Annotated in this window: 17 protein-coding genes; 15 read left to right on the top strand and 2 right to left on the bottom strand. The window is 35.1% G+C overall.

Annotation, left to right across the window (positions count from 1 at the left end; all coding sequences use genetic code 11):
• Window positions 1-8: 8 nt before the first annotated feature.
• The 4 genes from P0Y62_08435 (at window position 9) to P0Y62_08420 (ending at window position 3928) form a co-directional block, all read left to right on the top strand.
• On the top strand, window positions 9-1067 hold the full coding sequence (locus tag P0Y62_08435) for a glucosaminidase domain-containing protein (GenBank protein ID WEK71580.1): 1059 nt from the start codon (window positions 9-11) through the stop codon (window positions 1065-1067).
• 84 nt (window positions 1068-1151) lie between these two features.
• The gene (gene hemL, locus P0Y62_08430; GenBank protein WEK71579.1) at window positions 1152-2438 is read left to right on the top strand and encodes a glutamate-1-semialdehyde 2,1-aminomutase; all 1287 of its coding nucleotides are present in this window, start codon (window positions 1152-1154) and stop codon (window positions 2436-2438) included.
• Between the two features lie 542 nt (window positions 2439-2980).
• A complete protein-coding gene (locus tag P0Y62_08425; protein ID WEK71578.1) occupies window positions 2981-3346 on the top strand; it encodes a hypothetical protein in 366 nt (121 codons plus the stop codon).
• A gap of 126 nt (window positions 3347-3472) precedes the next feature.
• Window positions 3473-3928 carry a hypothetical protein gene (locus P0Y62_08420; GenBank protein ID WEK71577.1) on the top strand — a complete coding sequence of 152 codons (456 nt, stop codon included), beginning with the start codon at window positions 3473-3475 and terminating at the stop codon, window positions 3926-3928.
• 207 nt (window positions 3929-4135) lie between these two features.
• Here the strand turns inward: P0Y62_08420 and P0Y62_08415 are convergent, their stop codons facing one another.
• Both P0Y62_08415 and P0Y62_08410 read right to left on the bottom strand, forming a co-directional pair.
• Window positions 4136-5563 (bottom strand): hypothetical protein, encoded by a 1428-nt coding sequence (locus P0Y62_08415; protein ID WEK71576.1) that lies wholly within the window; start codon window positions 5561-5563, stop codon window positions 4136-4138.
• Window positions 5564-5607: 44 nt separating this feature from the next.
• A complete protein-coding gene (locus P0Y62_08410) occupies window positions 5608-8409 on the bottom strand; it encodes a TonB-dependent receptor (protein WEK71575.1) in 2802 nt (933 codons plus the stop codon).
• 190 nt (window positions 8410-8599) lie between these two features.
• Between P0Y62_08410 and P0Y62_08405 the strand changes: the two genes are divergently transcribed.
• The 11 genes from P0Y62_08405 (at window position 8600) to P0Y62_08355 (ending at window position 20434) form a co-directional block, all read left to right on the top strand.
• Window positions 8600-9277 (top strand): response regulator transcription factor, encoded by a 678-nt coding sequence (locus tag P0Y62_08405; protein WEK71574.1) that lies wholly within the window; start codon window positions 8600-8602, stop codon window positions 9275-9277.
• Between the two features lie 44 nt (window positions 9278-9321).
• The gene (locus P0Y62_08400) at window positions 9322-10353 is read left to right on the top strand and encodes an ATP-binding protein (GenBank protein WEK71573.1); all 1032 of its coding nucleotides are present in this window, start codon (window positions 9322-9324) and stop codon (window positions 10351-10353) included.
• A 132-nt stretch (window positions 10354-10485) separates the two neighbouring features.
• Window positions 10486-11082 (top strand): hypothetical protein, encoded by a 597-nt coding sequence (locus tag P0Y62_08395; protein ID WEK71572.1) that lies wholly within the window; start codon window positions 10486-10488, stop codon window positions 11080-11082.
• Window positions 11083-11232: 150 nt separating this feature from the next.
• The gene (locus P0Y62_08390) at window positions 11233-12582 is read left to right on the top strand and encodes an alpha-amylase family glycosyl hydrolase (GenBank protein WEK71571.1); all 1350 of its coding nucleotides are present in this window, start codon (window positions 11233-11235) and stop codon (window positions 12580-12582) included.
• A 5-nt stretch (window positions 12583-12587) separates the two neighbouring features.
• On the top strand, window positions 12588-13064 hold the full coding sequence (locus tag P0Y62_08385) for a hypothetical protein (GenBank protein ID WEK71570.1): 477 nt from the start codon (window positions 12588-12590) through the stop codon (window positions 13062-13064).
• Complete coding sequence (locus P0Y62_08380; GenBank protein ID WEK71569.1) at window positions 13057-13497, top strand: hypothetical protein; 441 nt, start codon at window positions 13057-13059, stop codon at window positions 13495-13497. The genes P0Y62_08385 and P0Y62_08380 overlap by 8 nt, the downstream gene beginning before the upstream one ends.
• Window positions 13498-13855: 358 nt before the next feature.
• Window positions 13856-14605, top strand: a complete 750-nt coding sequence (locus tag P0Y62_08375) for a glucose 1-dehydrogenase (GenBank protein ID WEK71568.1) — start codon at window positions 13856-13858, stop codon at window positions 14603-14605.
• Between the two features lie 163 nt (window positions 14606-14768).
• Window positions 14769-15563 carry a thymidylate synthase gene (locus P0Y62_08370; protein WEK71567.1) on the top strand — a complete coding sequence of 265 codons (795 nt, stop codon included), beginning with the start codon at window positions 14769-14771 and terminating at the stop codon, window positions 15561-15563.
• Window positions 15564-15634: 71 nt separating this feature from the next.
• The gene (locus tag P0Y62_08365) at window positions 15635-16474 is read left to right on the top strand and encodes a hypothetical protein (protein ID WEK71566.1); all 840 of its coding nucleotides are present in this window, start codon (window positions 15635-15637) and stop codon (window positions 16472-16474) included.
• Between the two features lie 56 nt (window positions 16475-16530).
• Window positions 16531-17850, top strand: a complete 1320-nt coding sequence (locus P0Y62_08360) for a serine hydrolase (protein WEK71565.1) — start codon at window positions 16531-16533, stop codon at window positions 17848-17850.
• 70 nt (window positions 17851-17920) lie between these two features.
• Window positions 17921-20434: a M1 family metallopeptidase gene (locus P0Y62_08355; protein WEK71564.1), complete on the top strand. Its 2514-nt coding sequence runs from the start codon at window positions 17921-17923 to the stop codon at window positions 20432-20434.
• Window positions 20435-20567: the final 133 nt, after the last annotated feature.

The raw sequence follows: 20567 nt of genomic DNA, 5'->3' as shown, positions 1-20567 counted from the left end.
TGAAAAACATGAAAAGACTTTTCTTACTAATTAGCCTTTTAGTTTTATCAAAATTCTCAGCTCAGACCTGGGCAACCGAAGATCAATATATCCAAAGATTTGCAAAATATGCGGTAGAGGAAATGGAAAAATATAAAATTCCTGCTTCTATCACTCTTGCGCAGGGACTCTTGGAAACCGGAGGCGGACAAAGCCGACTCGCTCAGGAGGGGAAAAATCATTTCGGAATAAAGTGTAAAGAAGATTGGACCGGGAAAACAATGAAACATACCGATGATGCTCCCAACGAATGTTTCCGTGTATATGATGATCCGAGGCAATCTTATGAAGACCACTCCATATTTTTATCAACAAGAAAATATTACGCGAATCTGTTCAATCTGGATATGAAAGATTATAAAGCATGGGCAACAGGTTTAAAAAAAGCAGGCTATGCTACGAATCCGCGTTACGCTTCGATACTGATCGGGAAAATTGAAAGATACAAGCTATACGAATTTGATGATACTAACTCTAATGAAGTTCTGTACGCAGTCCTGAAAATGTATCCGGATCTGAAAGATGACAGAACATTTATGGCTCAGCTTGAGCCTTCAAAAACGGGAAAAAAATCAAAAGAACCGGTGACGGTAGAAGTTCCTTATAAACCTACTTCTTATGCTCAGCAACAGAAAAGAGTGGAGAGGATTAAAACTAAAGCAGAAATCCTTAATTCCATTTTGATTAAAAGTCATCCCAATGACGGCTTAAAATATATCATCATTCCTGAAGATACCAATGTGCAGTTTATTGCCAATAAGTTTAAAATAAGCGAAAGCAAACTTTTAAAATGGAATGAGCTGGAGTCTGATGTACTGCATAAAAACGATATTATTTTCCTTGAATCTAAAAACTCTGATGGAAACACACCTACTTACAAGGCAGAGTCAGGCGAAAATATGCATGATATTGCTCAGAAATTCGGAATTAAATTGAATAAATTATACGCAAAAAACAGAATGGATGAAGGGCAGAAACCTTCAGCAGGACAGCTGATTTATTTAATAGATAAAAAACCTAGAAACTAATTTAATTTATATATTGGTGATTGCTAGTTGATGGTTAATATATTGGCCACTGACTAGCAATTGTTAATTTTACGACTAAAAGATATGAGATACGAAAGAAGCTCGGCTTTATTTGATGAAGCTTACAAATACATTCCCGGCGGAGTAAATTCTCCGGTCCGTGCGTTCAAATCGGTAGGAGGAGTTCCTGTTTTTATGAAATCTGCAAAAGGTGCTTATCTTACGGATGCTGATGATAATACATATATTGATTATATAAATTCATGGGGGCCCGCTATTTTGGGGCACACTCATCCGGAAGTTCTGGAAGAATTAAAAATCCAGGCAGAAAAAGGTTTTTCCTTTGGTGCACCGACAGAACTGGAAACTGAGATCGCAAAATTTATTACGGAAAATGTTCCGAATATCGATCAGATCAGAATGGTTTCTTCAGGAACAGAGGCTTGTATGAGCGCCATCAGACTGGCAAGAGGTTTTACTGGAAGAGATAAATTTATAAAATTTGAAGGCTGTTATCATGGTCACTCAGATTCGTTTCTGATTAAGGCGGGAAGTGGAGCGGCAACATTTGGAAATCCAAATTCTCCCGGAGTAACTGCGGGAACAGCAAAAGATACTTTATTAGCAAGATATAACGATTTTGAGCAGGTGGAAGATCTGTTCAGACATAATCAGGGGGAAATTGCAGCGGTAATTATTGAACCTGTTGCCGGAAATATGGGATGTGTCCTTCCAGAGAATGAATTTCTTCAAAAACTAAGAAAGATTTGCGACGAAAACGGAACTTTATTAATCTTCGATGAGGTAATGACAGGTTTCAGGCTGGCTTTTGGAGGGGCTCAGGAACTTTTTAACGTGAAAGCGGATTTGGTAACATATGGTAAAGTAATCGGAGGTGGACTTCCGGTTGGTGCTTTTGCAGGAAGGAACGAAATTATGGACCATTTGGCACCCAAAGGCGGAGTTTACCAAGCGGGAACTTTAAGTGGAAATCCTTTGGCAATGAGAGCGGGTTTGAAAACTTTACAGATTATCAAAAACGATCCTGAATTCTTCAACAGATTGGCAAAAACTACGGAAACTTTGGATTTTGAGATTGGGAAAATTTTAAATGAAAAAAGTATCGCTCATAGGATTAACAGAAAAGGTTCTATGATGTCAGTATTCTTCCATATCAACAGAGTTTCCAATTTTGATGAAGCTCAGAATGCCAATCATTCATTGTTCAACAATTTCTTTCATCAGTTATTAAAAAATGGAATATATCTTCCTCCAAGCGGATATGAAACGTATTTCATTAGTGATGCGATAAAAGACAGAGAAATTGATATGACGTTGGAAGCAGTCAGAAAATTTGAGTATTCAAATTAAGATAAAAAAGGATGAGGTTTTTACTTCATCCTTTTTTTGGCAATTCGTTGGTACAAAGCTCCTTTCGGATATTTTGCACTAAAAATAAAATAATTTACTCATAAGTGAATTATTTTATATATTTTTGAAAAGAGTTTTATTTATGATAAAACTTTAATATCCATAACCAAATCGCAATATGAGAAGTACAATTTTATTTAAATTGTATAGTGAAAAACTATATCTAATTTTTAATAGGCAGATATTTTTACTCAAAAGAGTATTGGAAATATATTATATACTAGTCGAACCGGGCTATTATAATATGTTTGCTTCGAAAGATGATTCCTTACTTGAGAATCATAACATATCTTTTAATAAAATCTTTCTTTATCTAAAATTTTCCATTAACAATTTTGTTGCAACGGTAAGCTCTAATTTTTCGGCTTGTCAATTATCCTATTATAAATACTAGACTTATTTTAATGGAATTTCTTATTTGCACTTCATAAATATATGAACAAATAGAACTTTAAAAAATATTAATTACAAAATTAAAAATCATGAAAAAAACTGCATTTATTGCTTTAGTTATCATTACACTCATGTTGAGCTGTCAAAATGAGCAAAGACAAGCTGTAGAAACACCAGAAACAGTAGAAGCGCTTAAAGTTGATGCTGTCAATAACTTTGAGAGTGCTTTAAAAGCTATTAGCAAAGGAGGTGAAAGATATGTTGGTGAAAATAAGTTGCTTAATGAAGAGGGAATCAAGATTCTTTTCCCTGCTGCTACACAATTAGCTTTGGATAAAGGGATCTCTGAGGTGGAATTACAAAGACTTAGTAAAAGAGACGTAATAGAAAAAGGTCTAAGAATTTATCGGGAAAATATAGCAGTATATAGAACAAAAGTAAAATCAAATAACTAAAATATTACTATGAAAAAATTATTAACACTTTTGCTGGCATCAGGTTCAATTTATTTTATTAATGCCCAAGGTCCTCCATATGCTACGACCGATGAGATGCAGATTCTGAATTATAGTAAATTCATAATGGGTGGACACGTTAGTGCTACTAATAACGGTTCGTTTCCAGCTTTGCGAGGCCCATTTAATGACAATATCTATCCAGTTGGGGATCCTCTTGGACGTAATATAACTTCTTATAGAAAATATATGAATTCTCATCTGTCACCTGTTCCAATAAATAATTGGTGGGTAGCAACAGCAGCTACAACGACTTATTTAACTCTAGCATCTACAAGTCCTGCATTAAACTCCCCATTTGGAACTTTAACTGGTTGGGGAGGTATGGAAGTGGAATATTGGGAGCCTAATACTGGTTTGCCACAAGGAGGATTTGCTGTGAATTATGATGTAAGAATAGAAGTGGCCGGTGGAACGCATATGATACTAACTTACCCGATGACGTATTCTGATGCTAATATATCTGTAGTTTCTTTTTATACGGGTGGAACCAATAATGATTATATTGTAATTATTTCTTAAAAATATTCCAATTTTGTAAAATAAGCAGAGAAAATAAAGAATCCTTCTTCAATGCGAAACATTCTTTATGCTTAACATTTATTTCTTCTTTCTTAAGAAATCTTAAATCTAATAATAGGAATAATGTTGCCAGAGATGGTGATATAGATTAAACACCCTCGAAAATATACTTTTCGAGGGTGTTTTAATATGAAGAAACTATTACTATTATAGATTGTAGTTTGTCCAACCTGCGTACCAAGTATCTGTAGCATCTTTTACAGCTCCTCTATACGTTACTGGAGTAAACCAGCCTGTTAATTTTGCGTGAGTAAATAGACCACCTGTCAACAAGGGAGAACCAGAAGCTGGAGAGAAGTTCGGAGTGGTTCCGGCCGGAGCCCATGCTCCTGTTAACTTCACGTCTGCAGTGTAAGTAAGAAGAGAATTTCCGTTTGAATTATACCAGTTTGTAAGATCTGTTAATGTGAAAGAAGTAGGTGTTGTAGTAGACCCTGCAAATTTCAACTGAGTTAAATTTCCTGCCAAGATATTATTTTGGAATACTAAGCTTGAGCTTCCGATATTGTTATCTGTTGGAGTTCCTTTAGTAGCATCAATAAATAAACCTACTGGATATCCTGTGAAAACAGAGTTGAAAACAGAGATTGAAGAATTTCTTCTGATCTGCAGAGCATTTTGGAATAATGCATTAATTGAACCTGCATTTGTGTTCGTAGCAGAAGTAGAATTAATGGGTCCGATGATCGTCATATTTGAGAATGTAGCTCCTGTTTGTGGTGTTAAAGAAGATCCGTTAGCATCGTTATCAGATTCAAAAGCGTTTGATCCCGAAACGTCGGCTATCTGAGAATCTCTTACTGCAATACCAAACTGAATTTTTCCTGAGAAACCGTTATCTGTATCAAAATCGTCATCAAGACCTTTGTAAGCAATAAGGTGTGAACAGTTTACCGTTCCTCCGAACCACTCGAAGCTGTCGTCGTTTGCATAAGCAACTTCCACATAATCCACTGTTGTTCCGTTACCAACACCTCCGAAAGTAATTCCGTTGATTTCTTTATCCGGTAAGAAAGCATATCCTGCATATTCTACTCTTACATATTTTAAAACTCCACTGTTGTCTGCAGCATTCGTTCCTCCGTAAAGACCTAAACCTTCACTGTTGTTAATCCCTCCTTCGATTTCACCAACTCCAGCCTGTCCGTTGAAAGAAGCATTTGTAGGTGCAGCACCTAAGATTACAAGACCTGCCCAGTCTCCTCTTTTTGGACTTGGTTTTTCAGAAGTAAAGATAATAGGATTTGCAGCAGTACCTTCTGCCATGATTTTACTTCCTCTTGTAATGATAAGAGCACCATTTTTATCGGCTTCACCAACGATTTTAGTTCCCGGCTCGATTGTTAGAGTGGCACCGTTCGTTACATATACCAATCCTCTTAACTTATAGATGTTATTAGCTTTAAGTGTAAGATTCGAAGTGATTTTTCCCGAAAGAATAAGGTTTTCAGTGCTTCCGCCACCTGAATTACCGTTCTGAACTATAGTTTGTCCATCTTCTTCTATGTTTCTACATGCTGTAACTGTAGTTGCTAAAGTACCAAGCATTAAAGAGTATAAAACAAATTTTTTCATGATATAAAGACTTATTATTTTTTTATTAGATAATTGATTTTTAATTAGAAACTGTATCCCAGAGTTAAGCTGATGTTTGTACCTGTTACTCTGTCGATAGCCAATGCATCTGCACTGTCGTATTTTTTGTTATTGTTTAGATCGTGGTAAAATTTCGCATGACGGTTCAGAATATCAGAAACGTTTAGCTTAATTTCTCCTTTGTTGTTCCAAAGTTTTTTAGCAACCTGGAAGTCAAGAAGTGGTCTCGGGTTTTCCCAAATTGGCGGAATCTGATCGTTTCCTACATAAAGGATTCTTCTTCCGATCATGTTGAAAAGTACTGTAGAAGACCATCCTGATTTTTCAGAATCATACTGTAAGCTTACGTTTACCGTGTAAGGAGATTGTCCCTGCATAGGTCTGTCTACTTTTGTAGCTTCGTCGGTTACTTTGTTTTTAATTAAAGCAAAGTTTCCACCCAATGTGAAGTTTTTAAGAGCACTGAAGAAATCTAATTTCTTTCTGAATTCTAATTCGGCTCCGTAAGCATCTGCCTTATCTACATTTAAGTAGTTGAACGTATTACTGGTTCCTACTCCGGATTGGTTGAAGTATAATTCGATAGGATTTTTAAAGTTTTTATAGAAACCTGCTACTGAAAGGATTTCTCCGTTTCTTGGATACCATTCCCAACGAACGTCGGCATTGGTGATTTTAGTTCTTTGGATATATTTATTACCGATAACTGTAGCTCCTAAATCAAAGTCATAATAAGCTAAAGGAGAAACTTCTCTGAATTCTGGTCTTACAACGGTCTGTGAACCGGCAACACGTAAATTCATGTTATTCGTAAGCTTGAACGTCATATTTAAAGCAGGTAAAAAGTCAGTAACACGTGTATTTACAAAACGGTCATCACTTCTTTTCGTGCTTCCTACCAATTGATCGAAGTTTTCAACTCTTAATCCCCAAACTGCTCTGAACCAAGAAGTAAAGTTGTTGTCCATCTGTAAGTAACCTGCGTTCAAAATCGTATTTGCGATATATCTGTACTGGTTTCCTGCGATTTCGTCAAATGTAAACTTGTTTCCGTCTGTTCCAAAGTTTTCAGGATTGAAAATGCTTTCGAAAGGCTGGGAAAGTAATCCCTGGTTGTATCCTGCAAGTCTTACAGAAAATGGTCTGGAATTGTAAATTCTATCCTTTACTTGGAATAAATATCCTCCTTTAATCGTCTGCTTTTGGCCTCCAAACATCTCGAATGTTTTAGAAACATCACCTCCTGCATTGTAAAGATAATCACTAAGGGTAGAGTAGAATACACTTCCTGATTTTTGGGAAAGACCGTTTGAGATCAAGGCTAAATAAGGACTTCCGTTAAGATCAGGATATTGGTTGTACTGTAAACGTTGCAACAACGGAATATACTGATCCAGGATTCCGAAACTTCCGTACCAGTTTACAGTGAGTCCTCCAAGAGCATCAATTTTATGAGTTCCGTTTAAAGTTGAATTATAAAAAGTAGTTTCCTTAAAACCAATTTCTCTTGCTACGATGTTTGTTCCGTTTACAGGATCAAATTCGAAATCTTTTCCTGTTCTGAAAGACATATGATTTACCGTATTGCTGGTAATGATGTTTTTCAGGGAAATCTTGTTATTGTTATTCAGTTTTAATGTTAAGTTTAATAAACCGCCCAGAATAACGTCATTTTGGTATTTTTCTGTGAAATAATCAAAGTTGGTATCAGCTTTTGTTCCGTTGATTGTAAAGAAACTGTTGGCTGTTTCGATTCTTCTTTTATTGTTGCTGTAGTTTAAAACTGCGATTACTCCTAAATCTTTTCCGAAAAGTTTGGTATTAAAACCTCCGTCCAATTGCAAACTGATGTTTTCAGGATACCCAACAGAATTATACCCAAAGTTTTTTACATATTGTTTCCCAAATCCTGTCTTATCCGCATCATTTAAAATTGTGAAAGAATTTTTTGCAGGCATTCCGCTTGGAAGTTTTCTGTATCCGTCATCAATTCCTAGGAAATCCCATTTGCCGCCTTTCTGCATTTTAAATTCATGCCCCATTGTGATAGAGTTTCCTCCTACACCTACTTGTGCATTGAAGAAATTTTTATTCGGAATATCTTTAGTATTCACCTGGATCAATCCGCCTCCCCATTCACCGGTGTATTCAGGAATGAACGTTTTATTGATTACAAGTGTTTCGATAACGTTAGCCGGGAAAAGGTCAAAAGAGAACGTTTTTCTGTCCGGTTCCGTACTCGATAGCTGAATGCCATTAAGCATGGCCTGGTTGTAACGGTCTGATAGACCTCTTACCACGATATATTTTCCATCGAACAAACTCACACCGGAAACTCTTTTAAGAACTTCTCCTGTGTTTCTGTCCGGACTTCTTTTAATAGCTTCAACTCCGATTACCTGTGAAACCACACCGGCATTTCTTTGTAGACCTATTGTAGAAGCAATAGTTTCTTTTCTTGCGTTGGATTTAATAACAACTCCCTCGATCTGTTTTTCTTTAGCAGAAGTATTTGGCTTATCCAAAACGATATCAAGGTGAGTGTTGGCATCACTTTTTATCACAACTTCACTGATCTCTTTTCTGTTGTATCCTGTAGAAGTTACTGTGATGACATAGTTGGTTCCTGGAGGAAGGCTTATAGAGTAGTTTCCGGAAATATCAGTAGTAACCTCCTGATCATTTACTTTTATTTTTACCCCTTCAATAGGAGTATTGTCTTTCTCGTCCAATACCCTACCTTCTAGAATCTGGCTCTGTGCGAATGCATAGCCAGCGGAAAACAAGGCAAGCAGCATGATGCTCTTGTGGATTTGTTTTTTCATTTTCTTTATCTTACTCGATTCTTTCGGTGCAAAGGAATAAAGAATTGATGGGCTAAATGGTTTAGTAAAATTTAATTTTTTCTTAACTAAACATTAAGAAAAGGATATAATTGTTAACTTTATGTGAACGATAGCCGATTTGTTAATCTGTGCTTTAAAAATTATTAACTTTGACTCGTAAAAATTAAAAATGAACCAAAAGAAAATCCTCTTAATAGACGATGAACTGGATATTTTAGAGATTCTGTCTTACAATTTAGAAAAAGAAGGCTACGACATTTACACCGCTACCAATGGTAATGAAGGAATTGACAAAGCCAAAGAAATTATCCCAGATCTTATCTTATTAGATGTCATGATGCCGGAAAAAGACGGTATCGAAACTTGTCAGGAACTTCGTAAAATAAAAGAGCTGCAAAAGACATTAATTGTTTTCCTTTCTGCAAGAAGCGAAGAATTCTCACAGTTAGCAGGTTTTCAGGCTGGAGCCAATGATTATATCGTAAAATTAATCAAACCGAAAATCCTAACGTCTAAAGTAAATGCATTACTACAACTGACTTCTCAGGTTTCTGATAATACAAAACTTATTGAAATAGGAGATCTAATAATCGATAAGGATAATTTCAGAGTTTCAAAAGCCGGACAACAGTTTTTATTACCGAAAAAAGAATTTGATTTGTTGTATCTTTTAGCTTCCAATACCGAAAAAGTATTCAAAAGAGAAGAAATTCTGGAAAAAGTTTGGGGAAATGATGTAATTGTAGGAGAAAGAACGATCGATGTTCACATCCGTAGATTAAGAGAAAAATTAGGAATTAACACCATTCAGACTTTAAAAGGAATCGGATATAAGCTTATTGTTTAATCCGGAACTTTATATATACAACTAATTATTAAATATTTGTAAAATTGAAATTTTACAGACTTACTCTCGCCACCTCTTGTTTACTTACAGTGGTGATGTTTCTTTTGGTCATCACTTTTGATTGGCTAAAGGATCTTTATGATCAGACTCCATTCTTCAGAATAGGACTTCTCATCTGTCTGATTCTTATTTTTATTATCAATTATCTGGTTTTGGAGCTGCTTTTCAATTATTATGGAAAAAAGCAAGTTCGCGGGCTTTCTCAGCTTTTACCTCAGGAAATTGTTCAGGATAATGATGAAAATATTACCATTAAAGAATTAGGGGAGAGATTTTCTGATCTCAATCAGCAGAAAGTTTCTGAAATTGACATGATGAAGGAAATGGAAAGCTACCGTAAGGAATATATCGGAAATGTTTCCCATGAGCTTAAAACTCCGTTGTTTTCTATCCAGGGATATGTGGAAACATTGAGAGATGGTGGAGTTGATAATCTCGCTATTCGGGATAAATATCTGGAAAGAATTGATAAATCTGTTGAAAGGTTGATTGCTATTGTGACAGATTTGGATATGATCAACAGATTGGAAGCTGGAGAGATTAATCTTACTGTTTCCAGATTTGATGTGAATCTCCTTATTAAAGAGATCTTTGATTTACTCGATCTTGAAGCGGAAAAACGCAATACTACATTACAGATTCAGACCTTGCATCCTCAGATTTTCGTAGATGCAGACAAACAAAAAATATCGCAGGTTTTTATTAATTTAATTTCCAATGCGATTCACTATGCCAACAGACAGGAGGCAAAAGTAGTGGTGAAAACAAGTATCCTTAAAAATAAAGTTCTTATTGAAGTTATTGATAACGGAATGGGGATAAAATCCGAAATTCTGCCCAGAATTTTTGAGAGATTTTACCGTGTGGAAACCAGCCGAAGCAGGAGAGAAGGAGGCTCCGGTCTTGGCTTGGCAATTGTGAAGCACATTCTGGAAGCTCACAACGAAAACATTACGGTTGAAAGCGTATATCTTGAGGGAACAAAATTCAGTTTTATGCTCGAAAAAAGTAAATAACTTCGGCAAAATGTAAGAAAAAAAAATATTTTAAAAAATTCTGAAATATTTTTTTGTCACATGTCATTTATTATATATTTGCAGCAGAGATTTATCATAATAAAAAAGGCAAAAAGTAATTTAAAAACTGATATGGTTTACAAAATCCGCGTAATATTAGATGCGAAAGAAGATATTTTCCGTGATATCGAAGTTAAAGGGAAACAGACGCTATGGAACTTACATTTAGGTATTAAGAGTGCATTCAGCTTGCAGGGTGACGAGCTTTCTACTTTTAATTTACTTGAAGATGATGGAACGATAGTGAAAAGTGTTCCGTTGGAAGATATGAGTGACGACGGTGATGGCGAAATTATGTCTGATGTGTACATTGATGAAGCCTTCGAAAATGCAGGAGATAAAGCTCAGTTCCAATATGGGCTTCTTGACCTTTGGGAATTCTTCTGCGAATTGGTGGAAGTAATCGAAGAAACAAAAGGAGTTAATTACCCTATCACAGTATACAGATTTGGAAATGTTCCCTTAAAAGCTCCTAGCAAAAACGGTGCTTCAGGAGGATCAAAGAAAAAATCTGCAATGCCTTTGATGGATGATGATTTCAGTTTTGATGATGATTTTGGAGGAAGCAGCAACTTTGTGGATGAAGATGATGATAACTTTGATGACGAGGAAGAAGACTACAATGATGACGCTTTTGATGATGAGGAGGATAACGACGACGAAAGATAAAAATATCTGAACAATATATAACCCTGAATGAAAGTTCAGGGTTTTTTATGGAATAAAAAGAAGCAGAAAATAGCTTTTTTAATTAAAATTTATCATTTACAGTTCATTTCTATTATAACTCAATTCGTTACTTTTGTTAAAAATAGATAAATGAAAAAATGGATTTTATCGGCTATAATTGGTATAGGAATGATTTCCTGTACTTCTCAAAACATAAATAAGAACACTATGGATTTTCCGAAAGAATGGAAGCATACAACTAATATCTACGAAGTAAACGTAAGACAATATACAGAAGAGGGAACCTTTAAAGCATTTGAAAAAGAAATGCCCAGACTGAAAGCAATGGGTGTAAAAACACTTTGGTTTATGCCTATTACTCCTATTGCCCAGCAAAATAAGAAAGGAAGCATGGGAAGCCCGTATGCAGCTTCAGATTATGTTTCTATCAATCCTGAATTTGGAACAATGGCAGATTTTAAACATATGGTAAACGCTGCTCATAGATTAGGTTTTAAAGTCATTATAGATTGGGTGGCCAATCATACAGGTTGGGATCATGTTTGGACAAAAACACACCCTGAATTTTATTTAAAAGATCCGGATGGAAAATTTCATATTGCTTCCGGTATGGATGATATCATTGAGCTTGATTATAAAAATCAGGATATGAGAAAAGCTATGATTGATGCCATGAAATTCTGGGTAAAAGAAACCAATATAGATGGTTTCAGATGCGATTTGGCATCTTGGGTAGAAGTGGATTTCTGGGAACAGGCAAGACCTGAAGTAGAAACTATAAAGCCTCTTTTCTGGTTAGGAGAATTTGACGAATTGGAAAATCCTGAATACGGAAAAGTATTTGATGCAAGCTATTCATGGAAATGGATGCATGCTTCGAATGATTACTATAACCAAAATCAGCCTTTGCAGAACCTTAAAGATTTGCTGGCAAGATATACTGAGATAGGAGATGGTTCAATGAGAGCCTGGTTTACCTCTAATCATGATGAAAACTCATGGAACGGAACAGAATATGAAAAATATGGAGCTATAACTAAACCTATGGCTGTTTTCTCAGCAACCTGGAACGGTGTTCCTTTATTGTATTCAGGTCAGGAGCTTCCGAATAATAAAAGATTAGAATTTTTCGAAAAAGATCCCATAAAATGGACTAATAATTATCAAAATGCTGATTTCTATAAAACCTTACTCAATTTAAAATCTTCCAATCCTGCTTTAAGGGGAGGTGATCCGGCAGCTTCCACCCAGCTTCTGAATACAACAGCAAATGATAAAATTTTAGCTTATCTCAGAAAAAATGGAGAACATGAGGTTTTAGTTGTGTTGAATATGTCAAAAGACCCTGTTGATTTTGCCATTGAAGACGATCGTTTATCAGGAACTTTTACCAATGTTTTTGAAGCTTCCAAACGGGATTTTAATCAAGGGAAGAATTTTCATTTTCAGATATCAGATTATGCCGTCTTTGAAAAATAGTGTTTATGGCAAAAGATTTTAATATACTCAATACAGGACATTTTAACATTCTTCAGAAAATTTCTTTCGGAGAGAAAAATATGATCATTTTTTACTTTGGCGATATTCCTGACTGGAAGAAAAAAGAAGTTATAAAAGATGTTGTAGTTCCGAGTGATGATTATGAAGTGGTTGAAATTACTTTTAATTTAAATTATAATGATTTAGCCGATCTGTACTGGAAACTGAACAGGTATTGTGGTGAAGAAATGTTTTTGCAACTCAATGACGATGCAGTGAACTTCTGGGAAGGAGAAGTTACGGATTTTAAAGAATATTGGGGGACTTTTGATGATCTGGAAGAAAATATACCTATTGTTCATCACAAAAAATATACTGCTCCCAAATCTTCTGATGATTGGAAGCGTGATTATGAAAGCTTGAGAGCTCGTTACTATATATTGTATAACGAGTTGTTGTCCTTAAAAGAAAAAAATGAATAAAGAACAGATATTAAATACAATAAAAATAAAGGTTGAAGAGAAAGTTCATACTTTCGAGAATCTTATTGCGGAAACCAGGGCATCAAATAATGATACCAAAAGCTCGATGGGAGATAAATATGAAACGGGAAGAGAAATGCTTCAGCAGGAAATTAATAATCTTCAGAGGCAGCTCAACGAAACATTGAATCAGCAGGCTCTGCTTCAGAAAATAACTTCAGAACAATCTTTAAAAGTACAGAATGGAGCATTGGTAAAAACTGACAGAGGTTTGTTCTATGTTTCGGTTTCAGTAGGTGAAATCATGCTTGATCAACAGAAAATTATGACTGTTTCGGCAGAATCACCATTAGTAAAAGCAATGTTGGGGAAGAAGGAAAAAGAAACTTTTATGATCAATACAGTTCAGCAGACCATTGAAAAAATTTGGTAAATATAACTCTGTTAAAAAAACTCTGTAAATTCTAGTTTTTTTATAATAGAAATGCATTTGTCATTCTGAATGGAACAAAGTGGAATGAAGAATCTGTTGATAATTAGATTTCTTCTTTCGGCAAAATAAAGTTCTTTCCAAAAAAACTATTAATTGTTTTGTCATAATTAAAAGATTTAAAATCTTATCTTTTTATTTCGTTTTTTGAAAAATCATTGCGCTTTATAAATTGTTTTTAAAATATTTAACATAACGGATGTAATATTAAGAAAACTTTATTGTTAAAATTTTAAAACGTGTGTGGTTTCTTTGTAACTTGTTGTGAGTTATTTAAAGAAATATATAAAATTTTATCAATATGGGAATTTTAGAAAATAAAGTAGCTATTGTTACAGGTGCCGGTTCAGGAATCGGATTGGCTATTGCAGAAACATATGCCAAAGAAGGAGCAAAAGTAATTGTTTCAGACATTAATGAAGAACACGGAAAAGAAGCCGTGGAAAAAATAAAAGCGGCAGGTGGAGAAGCTTCATTCGTAAAAGCGGATACTTCAAAGGCAGAAGAAGTGGAAGCTTTGGTGAAATCAACAGTTGAGATATACGGAAGATTAGATATTGCCTGTAACAATGCAGGAATCGGAGGCGAACAGGAACTGACAGGAGATTATAGTCTGGATAGTTGGAGAAAAGTTTTAAGTGTAAACCTGGATGGTGTTTTCTACGGCTGTAAATATGAACTTGCGCAAATGGATAAAGATGGAGGCGGAGTGATTGTAAACATAGCATCTATTCATGGTACGGTTGCAGCGCCGCTTTCATCTGCTTATACCTCGGCAAAACATGCCGTTGTGGGACTTACAAAAAATATCGGAGCAGAATACGGACAAAAAAATATCCGTTGTAATGCAGTCGGTCCTGCTTATATTGAAACACCGCTTCTGGAAAGTGCAAGCGGAGACATGAAGGAGGCCTTAATTGCAAAACATCCTATGGGAAGATTGGGAAGACCTCAGGAAGTCGCGGAACTGGTTTTATTCTTAAGCTCTGAAAAATCATCATTCATGACAGGAGGTTATTATCTTGTAGATGGTGGTTATACAGCAGTTTAAACTTAAATTTCATATTTAATGATCTTAAACATTAGGTTTTGAGACAAAAAATATTAAAAAATAATAGAAAGCATTCATGGTTATGAATGCTTTTTTTATAACTTACAATAACAAAAAATCATTAAGTTTTTTCTAAATTTGGACCCTATAAATCGCTTTTCAAATGCAAAATTATTTAGATCTTTTACAACATATTTTAGATAACGGAACCGACAAAACAGATAGAACAGGAACAGGAACAAGAAGTGTTTTTGGGTATCAGCTTAGATATGACTTGTCAAAAGGATTTCCTTTGGTAACCACAAAAAAAGTGCATTTGAAGTCTATTATTTATGAGCTTTTATGGTTCTTAAAAGGTGATACCAATATCAAATATCTAAAGGACAACGGAGTTTCCATCTGGGATGAGTGGGCGAATGAAAACGGAGATCTTGGACCTGTTTATGGGGCTCAGTGGAGAAGCTGGAACGGAGCGGATGGAAAAGTGGTGGATCAGATTACCGAAGTGATCGATCAGATTAAAAAAAATCCGGATTCCAGAAGGCTGATTGTTTCCGCATGGAATGTTGCTGAAATTCCCAATATGGCTTTGGCGCCTTGTCATGCTTTATTTCAGTTCTATGTGGCAGATGGAAAACTGTCGCTTCAGCTGTATCAGAGAAGTGCAGATGTTTTCCTGGGAGTTCCTTTTAATATTGCAAGCTATGCGTTATTATTGATGATGGTAGCGCAGGTTTGTGATTTGGAAGTAGGAGATTATGTTCATAGTTTTGGAGATGTTCATATTTATAACAATCACTTTGAACAGGTTCAGAAACAGCTTTCAAGAGATCCGAGACCGCTTCCTGTTATGAAGTTAAATCCTGAAATCAAATCTGTTTTCGATTTTGATTTTGAAGATTTCACATTGGAAAATTACGATCCGCATCCGGGGATTAAAGCGCCTGTCGCGATTTAATGAAGATTTCCTGTATTTTATTTCTGGTATCTTTTGCTGCTTTTCTTTTTAATTGTAAACAGGAGAAAAAAGTGGAATATACAGATATTATAGATGTTCTTGATAATACTCATGATGCTGTTTATGATACATTAACGGTTCCTGAACATCTGAGAAATATTATAAAACAGATTTCGAGAGTCAATACCTATGAAACCGGAGTTTTAGCAAAAGGGCAGGTTGAATCTGAAAATTTTGAAAACTTTAAAAAGTTGACAAAAATGGCTTCAGATGATGAATTATTATCACTTCTCAACAATAAAAATAAAACAGTTGCAGTATATGCAGCTGTCGGACTTTTAAACAGAAAACCAGAGCTTCTAGAAGAGCTTTTTCAAAAGTTTCTGAATCTAAAATTTAAAGTTCACACACGGAATGGCTGTATTTTTGAGGATCAGAGTCCGGCAGAACCATTGTATAGAGATTATTATCGTTCTTTGAATTTTAATGAGTTACAAACTGATTCTAAACTGCGTAAACTTGATAGTCTCATTATCTATCATTCGGATTCTCCCGAAAGTCTTTTGCGGGAAGCTTTTAGATATAGAGTTTATCCTAAAAATTTCATAAAACGGATTGAAATCTTAGCTTTTAAGAATCACAGCATATCAGCAATCGATTATCTTAATAAGTGGGTTAAAGGTGATTATAGCAATCTTTTACAGAAAGAATTTATTTCAATGATTGAAAATGATTCTTTGGCTGTGAATAAGAAGAAGTATTTGGCTGAATTATTATCTTTCAATAATGTTAAAAATAAAGAATTCATCATTAGGTATTTAAAAAAAGATACAATTTCCTCTGATGACACCGAAATCATTTGGAAATTAAATGATAATGGTGTTTTCGATGGGGAATATCCTATTAAATAGGGTTTTGTATGTAACAATATTAACTTTTTCACTACTTATTCATTAAATCTCAGAATATGTTAAAAAAGTTATTTTTTCTATCGGCAATCAGTGTTTCAGGTCTTGCATTTTCCCAAAATAATGTCAAAGAAAAGCTAGGTAATTATTTCGATTCTCTTTTTGTACATCATAAAGTGATGGGAAGTTTTGCAATAGCGGAAAATGATCGACCAACTTTTATTAAAGTGGTTGGGTTTTCAGATGCTTCAAAACAACAAAAAGCTAATGTGAACACTCAATATAGGGTAGGTTCCATAAGTAAAACCTTTACGGCGGTACTGATTATGAAAGCTGTTGAAGATAAAAAGATCTCTTTAGACAGAAAGCTTTCGGATTTTTACCCTGAAATTCCTAATGCGGATAAAATCACTATTGAAAATTTATTGCAGCACAGAAGCGGAGTCCATAATCTGACCGATGAAGCTGAATATATGCAATATAATACAAAAACTCAGACCGAAAGCAGTTTAGTCAATATTATTAAAAAATATAAAAGCGATTTTGATCCGGGCTCAAAACATGAATATAGCAATTCAAATTATATTTTATTAGGTTTTATCCTTGAGAAAGTATATAAAAAGCCTTACGCTGTACTGATAAAAGAAAAAATTACGAAACCTTTAAAATTAACTCTGACGGAAGTGGGAGGAAAAATTGATGTTTCAAAAAATCAGGCACAATCTTACGACTATACTAACGGAAAATATGAAGTTTCCTCTGAAACTGATATGAGTATTCCTATCGGTGCAGGAAATATCATCTCGACACCCAGAGATCTTTTGAATTTTATCCTCGGCTTGGAACAGGGAAAACTCATCAAAAAAGAAAGTTTGGAAAAAATGAAACATTTTGTTGATAACTACGGTTATGGGTTGATGAAAGTTCCTTTTGAAAAAAACTGGGGATTCGGCCATACAGGAGGAATTGATGATTTCAGGTCGGTATTGTTTTATTTCCCGGATTTGAAAACTGCGGTAGCTTTCACTGCAAACCAGTCGGATATGGATACCAATCAAATCACCATTAAAATGATAGAAACAGCTTTAGGGAGAGATTTTAAAATGCCAAGCTTTACAACGCTGGAGATTCCGGAAAGCGTTCTTCAAAAATACGTGGGAACTTACTCGTGTAAGGATGTTCCTTTAAAAATTAATATATTTATCAGAGATAAAAAACTGATGGCTCAGGCAACGGGACAGAATGCTTTTCCTTTGGAAGCGACTTCAGATAAAAGTTTCGAATTTGAGGCCGCTGGAATCGGGATCGATTTTTATCCGGAAAAAAATCAGTTTGACATCAAGCAGAGAGGAACAAAAAATACGTTTACAAAAGAATAATAAAATAATATAGAATGTTGAGCATTGAAAATGCATCAATTGAATAAAAAATAAACTCTAAATAATACTAATGAAAAAAGCCATTTTATCGATTGCTCTTTTGAGTGGAATTTTCTTTTCCACACATGTAGCAGCGCAAACGGAAACTTCAGGCAGAGAAAAGGTGTACAGAGCTACCCATACGAAAGCAACAGAACTGAAACACACCAAGCTAAAAGTAAACTTCGATTATCAGAAAGAACAGATGAACGGTGAAGAATGGCTTACTGCGGCTCCGTTTTTCTATCCTACCAACGAATTGACACTGGATGCAAAAGGAATGCTGATTCATGAAGTCGCTTTGGATGCAAATGGTAAAAAATCCCCTTTAAAATACGATTATAAGGACGATGTTCTGAAGATTACTTTAGATAAGACCTATCAGAAAAACCAGGATTACACGATTTATATCAAATATACGGCCCGTCCGAATGAAGTGAAACAACAGGGAAGTTTGGCGATTAATGATGCTAAAGGATTGTACTTCATCAATGCTCAGGGAAAAGATCCGGATATGCCGACCCAGATCTGGACACAGGGAGAAACAGAATCTTCTTCAGCGTGGTTCCCTACGATTGATAAATCCAACCAAAAAACAACTCAGGAAATTTATATGACGGTTCCTGATAAATATGTAACCCTTTCCAACGGGCTTTTAAAAGATTCTCAGAAAGAAGCCAACGGATTAAGAACGGACCATTGGGTGATGGATAAAAGACATTCTACTTATCTTTTCTTCATGGGAGTGGGTGAATATGCGATTGTGAAGGATAAATGGAGAAATATTCCGGTTGACTACTATATCGAAAAAGCATACGAACCTTATGCAAAACAGATCTACGGTAATACTCCTGAAATGATCGAGTTTTTCTCTAAAAAATTAGGGTACGATTATCCGTGGGCAAAATATGCGCAGATTTCGGGAAGAGATTATGTGAGCGGTGCCATGGAAAATACCACGGCAACGCTTCATGGAAGTGATATCTTACAGAAGCCGGGACAATTAATCGATGAAAATACATGGGAAGATACGATTGCTCATGAACTATTCCATCATTGGTTTGGAGATTTGGTAACTGCGGAAAGCTGGAGCAATTTAACGGTAAATGAATCTTTTGCTAACTATTCAGAATACCTTTGGAACGAATACAAATACGGGAAAGATCAGGCAGATCATCATTTGATGAAGGATATTAATCAGTATATTACAACGCCGGGTAATTTCGATAAAAACTTAGTAAGATTCAATTACGATTCCCGTGAAGATGTTTTTGATTTGGTAACTTATCAAAAAGGAGGAGGAATTCTTCACATGTTGAGAAACTACTTAGGAGACGATGCTTTCTTTGCAGGATTGAATGATTATCTTAAAACATATGAATATCAGAATGCGGAAGCTCATCAATTGAGATTATCTCTGGAAAAAGTTTCAGGAAAAGATCTGAACTGGTTCTTTAATCAGTGGTACTTCGGAAACGGAAATCCAAAAATTAAATATTCCTACACTTTTGAACCTGTCAAAAAACAAATTGCGGTTGTTATTGAGCAGACTCAGGAATTGCCATTCCAGTTTCCTTTGGCAATGGATGTTTACGATAATGGAAAGCCGAAAAGATATAACGTTTGGGTAAATGCACAGGCAAAAAATACATTCAATTTTGATGTTTCCAAAAATGCAGATTTAGTAAATATTAATGCAGACGGAGTTTTGCTGGCAGATATTACCGATACCAAAACGCCTGAGCAAAACTTAATGCAGTTCCTGGGATCTAAAGAATTCCTGAGCAAATTCAATGCATTAAATGGAATTAAAGATCAGGTAGGAAAAAATCCTGCTGCAACAAAACTGTTGGCGGCAGCTATCAAAGATCCTTTCTTCAGAACAAGAATGAGAGCTTTGAAATTGATGGATTTATCGAATGCGGAACAATTCAAAGCAATGGGTTCTGATGTTGAAAAAATGGCTTCAAACGATCCAAAAACATTGGTTCAGGCGGCAGCGATTTCTGCTCTGGCAAAAACAAAAGATAAAAAATATTTTCCAATTTTCGAAAAAGGAGTAAATGCTGTTTCTAATGCGGTAAAAGCAAGTTCAGTGAGTGCAATCATTGATGTTGATCCGGCAAGAGCCAGTACTTTAGCTGATAAAATCGATTTGGAAGGAGCTCCGGATACCTTATTAGAAAAACTGTTACCAATTGTTGTTAAGAATAAGGTGACTTCTCAAATGGCAAATATAGCGCAGGTAGCTGCTTTTTATCCGTTTGTTAAATTCCAGAATCCGGAATTGGGAAAATCTGCGGAAGAAGGATACAATTGGATCATGAGTTCTGATAATTTGAAAGCAACAGAAAGTATCACAAAAATGTTGGGGCATGCAAAAGGGCAATTAGGAGATAACCCACAGGCGAAAATGATGATAAGCCAGATGTTAAAAGATGGTTTAAATAAAAAAATGGAACTTTTGAAGCAGAATCCACAAAGTGCTCCGAGCATTAATAAGCAGATTGATGTAATTAATAAAACGATTGAAGATTTTAAATAAATATTCAAGATAAGATATTATTCTAAATTATGATAACCACTATTTTTATAGTGGTTTTTTTAATTAATTTTCATTTTTACTGTAAAATTATTATTGATTTAATATTAATTATTTGTTAATTATGTTATTTGTT

It is taken from the genome of Candidatus Chryseobacterium colombiense (assembly GCA_029203185.1).
GTDB classification, from domain to species: Bacteria; Bacteroidota; Bacteroidia; order Flavobacteriales; family Weeksellaceae; genus Chryseobacterium; species Chryseobacterium colombiense.
The sequence above is the reverse complement of the archived record's forward strand: the minus strand, read 5'-3'. Positions and strand labels throughout refer to the sequence as shown.

Excerpts from the sequence above, each read along its gene's own strand:
- P0Y62_08435 (WEK71580.1), top strand. The coding sequence starts at position 9 with ATGAAAAGACTTTTCTTACTAATTAGCCTTTTAGTTTTATCAAAATTC.
- hemL (WEK71579.1), top strand. The coding sequence starts at position 1,152 with ATGAGATACGAAAGAAGCTCGGCTTTATTTGATGAAGCTTACAAATAC.
- P0Y62_08425 (WEK71578.1), top strand. The coding sequence starts at position 2,981 with ATGAAAAAAACTGCATTTATTGCTTTAGTTATCATTACACTCATGTTG.
- P0Y62_08420 (WEK71577.1), top strand. The coding sequence starts at position 3,473 with ATGGGTGGACACGTTAGTGCTACTAATAACGGTTCGTTTCCAGCTTTG.
- P0Y62_08415 (WEK71576.1), bottom strand. The coding sequence starts at position 5,563 with ATGAAAAAATTTGTTTTATACTCTTTAATGCTTGGTACTTTAGCAACT.
- P0Y62_08410 (WEK71575.1), bottom strand. The coding sequence starts at position 8,409 with ATGAAAAAACAAATCCACAAGAGCATCATGCTGCTTGCCTTGTTTTCC.
- P0Y62_08405 (WEK71574.1), top strand. The coding sequence starts at position 8,600 with ATGAACCAAAAGAAAATCCTCTTAATAGACGATGAACTGGATATTTTA.
- P0Y62_08395 (WEK71572.1), top strand. The coding sequence starts at position 10,486 with ATGGTTTACAAAATCCGCGTAATATTAGATGCGAAAGAAGATATTTTC.
- P0Y62_08390 (WEK71571.1), top strand. The coding sequence starts at position 11,233 with ATGAAAAAATGGATTTTATCGGCTATAATTGGTATAGGAATGATTTCC.
- P0Y62_08385 (WEK71570.1), top strand. The coding sequence starts at position 12,588 with ATGGCAAAAGATTTTAATATACTCAATACAGGACATTTTAACATTCTT.
- P0Y62_08380 (WEK71569.1), top strand. The coding sequence starts at position 13,057 with ATGAATAAAGAACAGATATTAAATACAATAAAAATAAAGGTTGAAGAG.
- P0Y62_08375 (WEK71568.1), top strand. The coding sequence starts at position 13,856 with ATGGGAATTTTAGAAAATAAAGTAGCTATTGTTACAGGTGCCGGTTCA.
- P0Y62_08370 (WEK71567.1), top strand. The coding sequence starts at position 14,769 with ATGCAAAATTATTTAGATCTTTTACAACATATTTTAGATAACGGAACC.
- P0Y62_08360 (WEK71565.1), top strand. The coding sequence starts at position 16,531 with ATGTTAAAAAAGTTATTTTTTCTATCGGCAATCAGTGTTTCAGGTCTT.
- P0Y62_08355 (WEK71564.1), top strand. The coding sequence starts at position 17,921 with ATGAAAAAAGCCATTTTATCGATTGCTCTTTTGAGTGGAATTTTCTTT.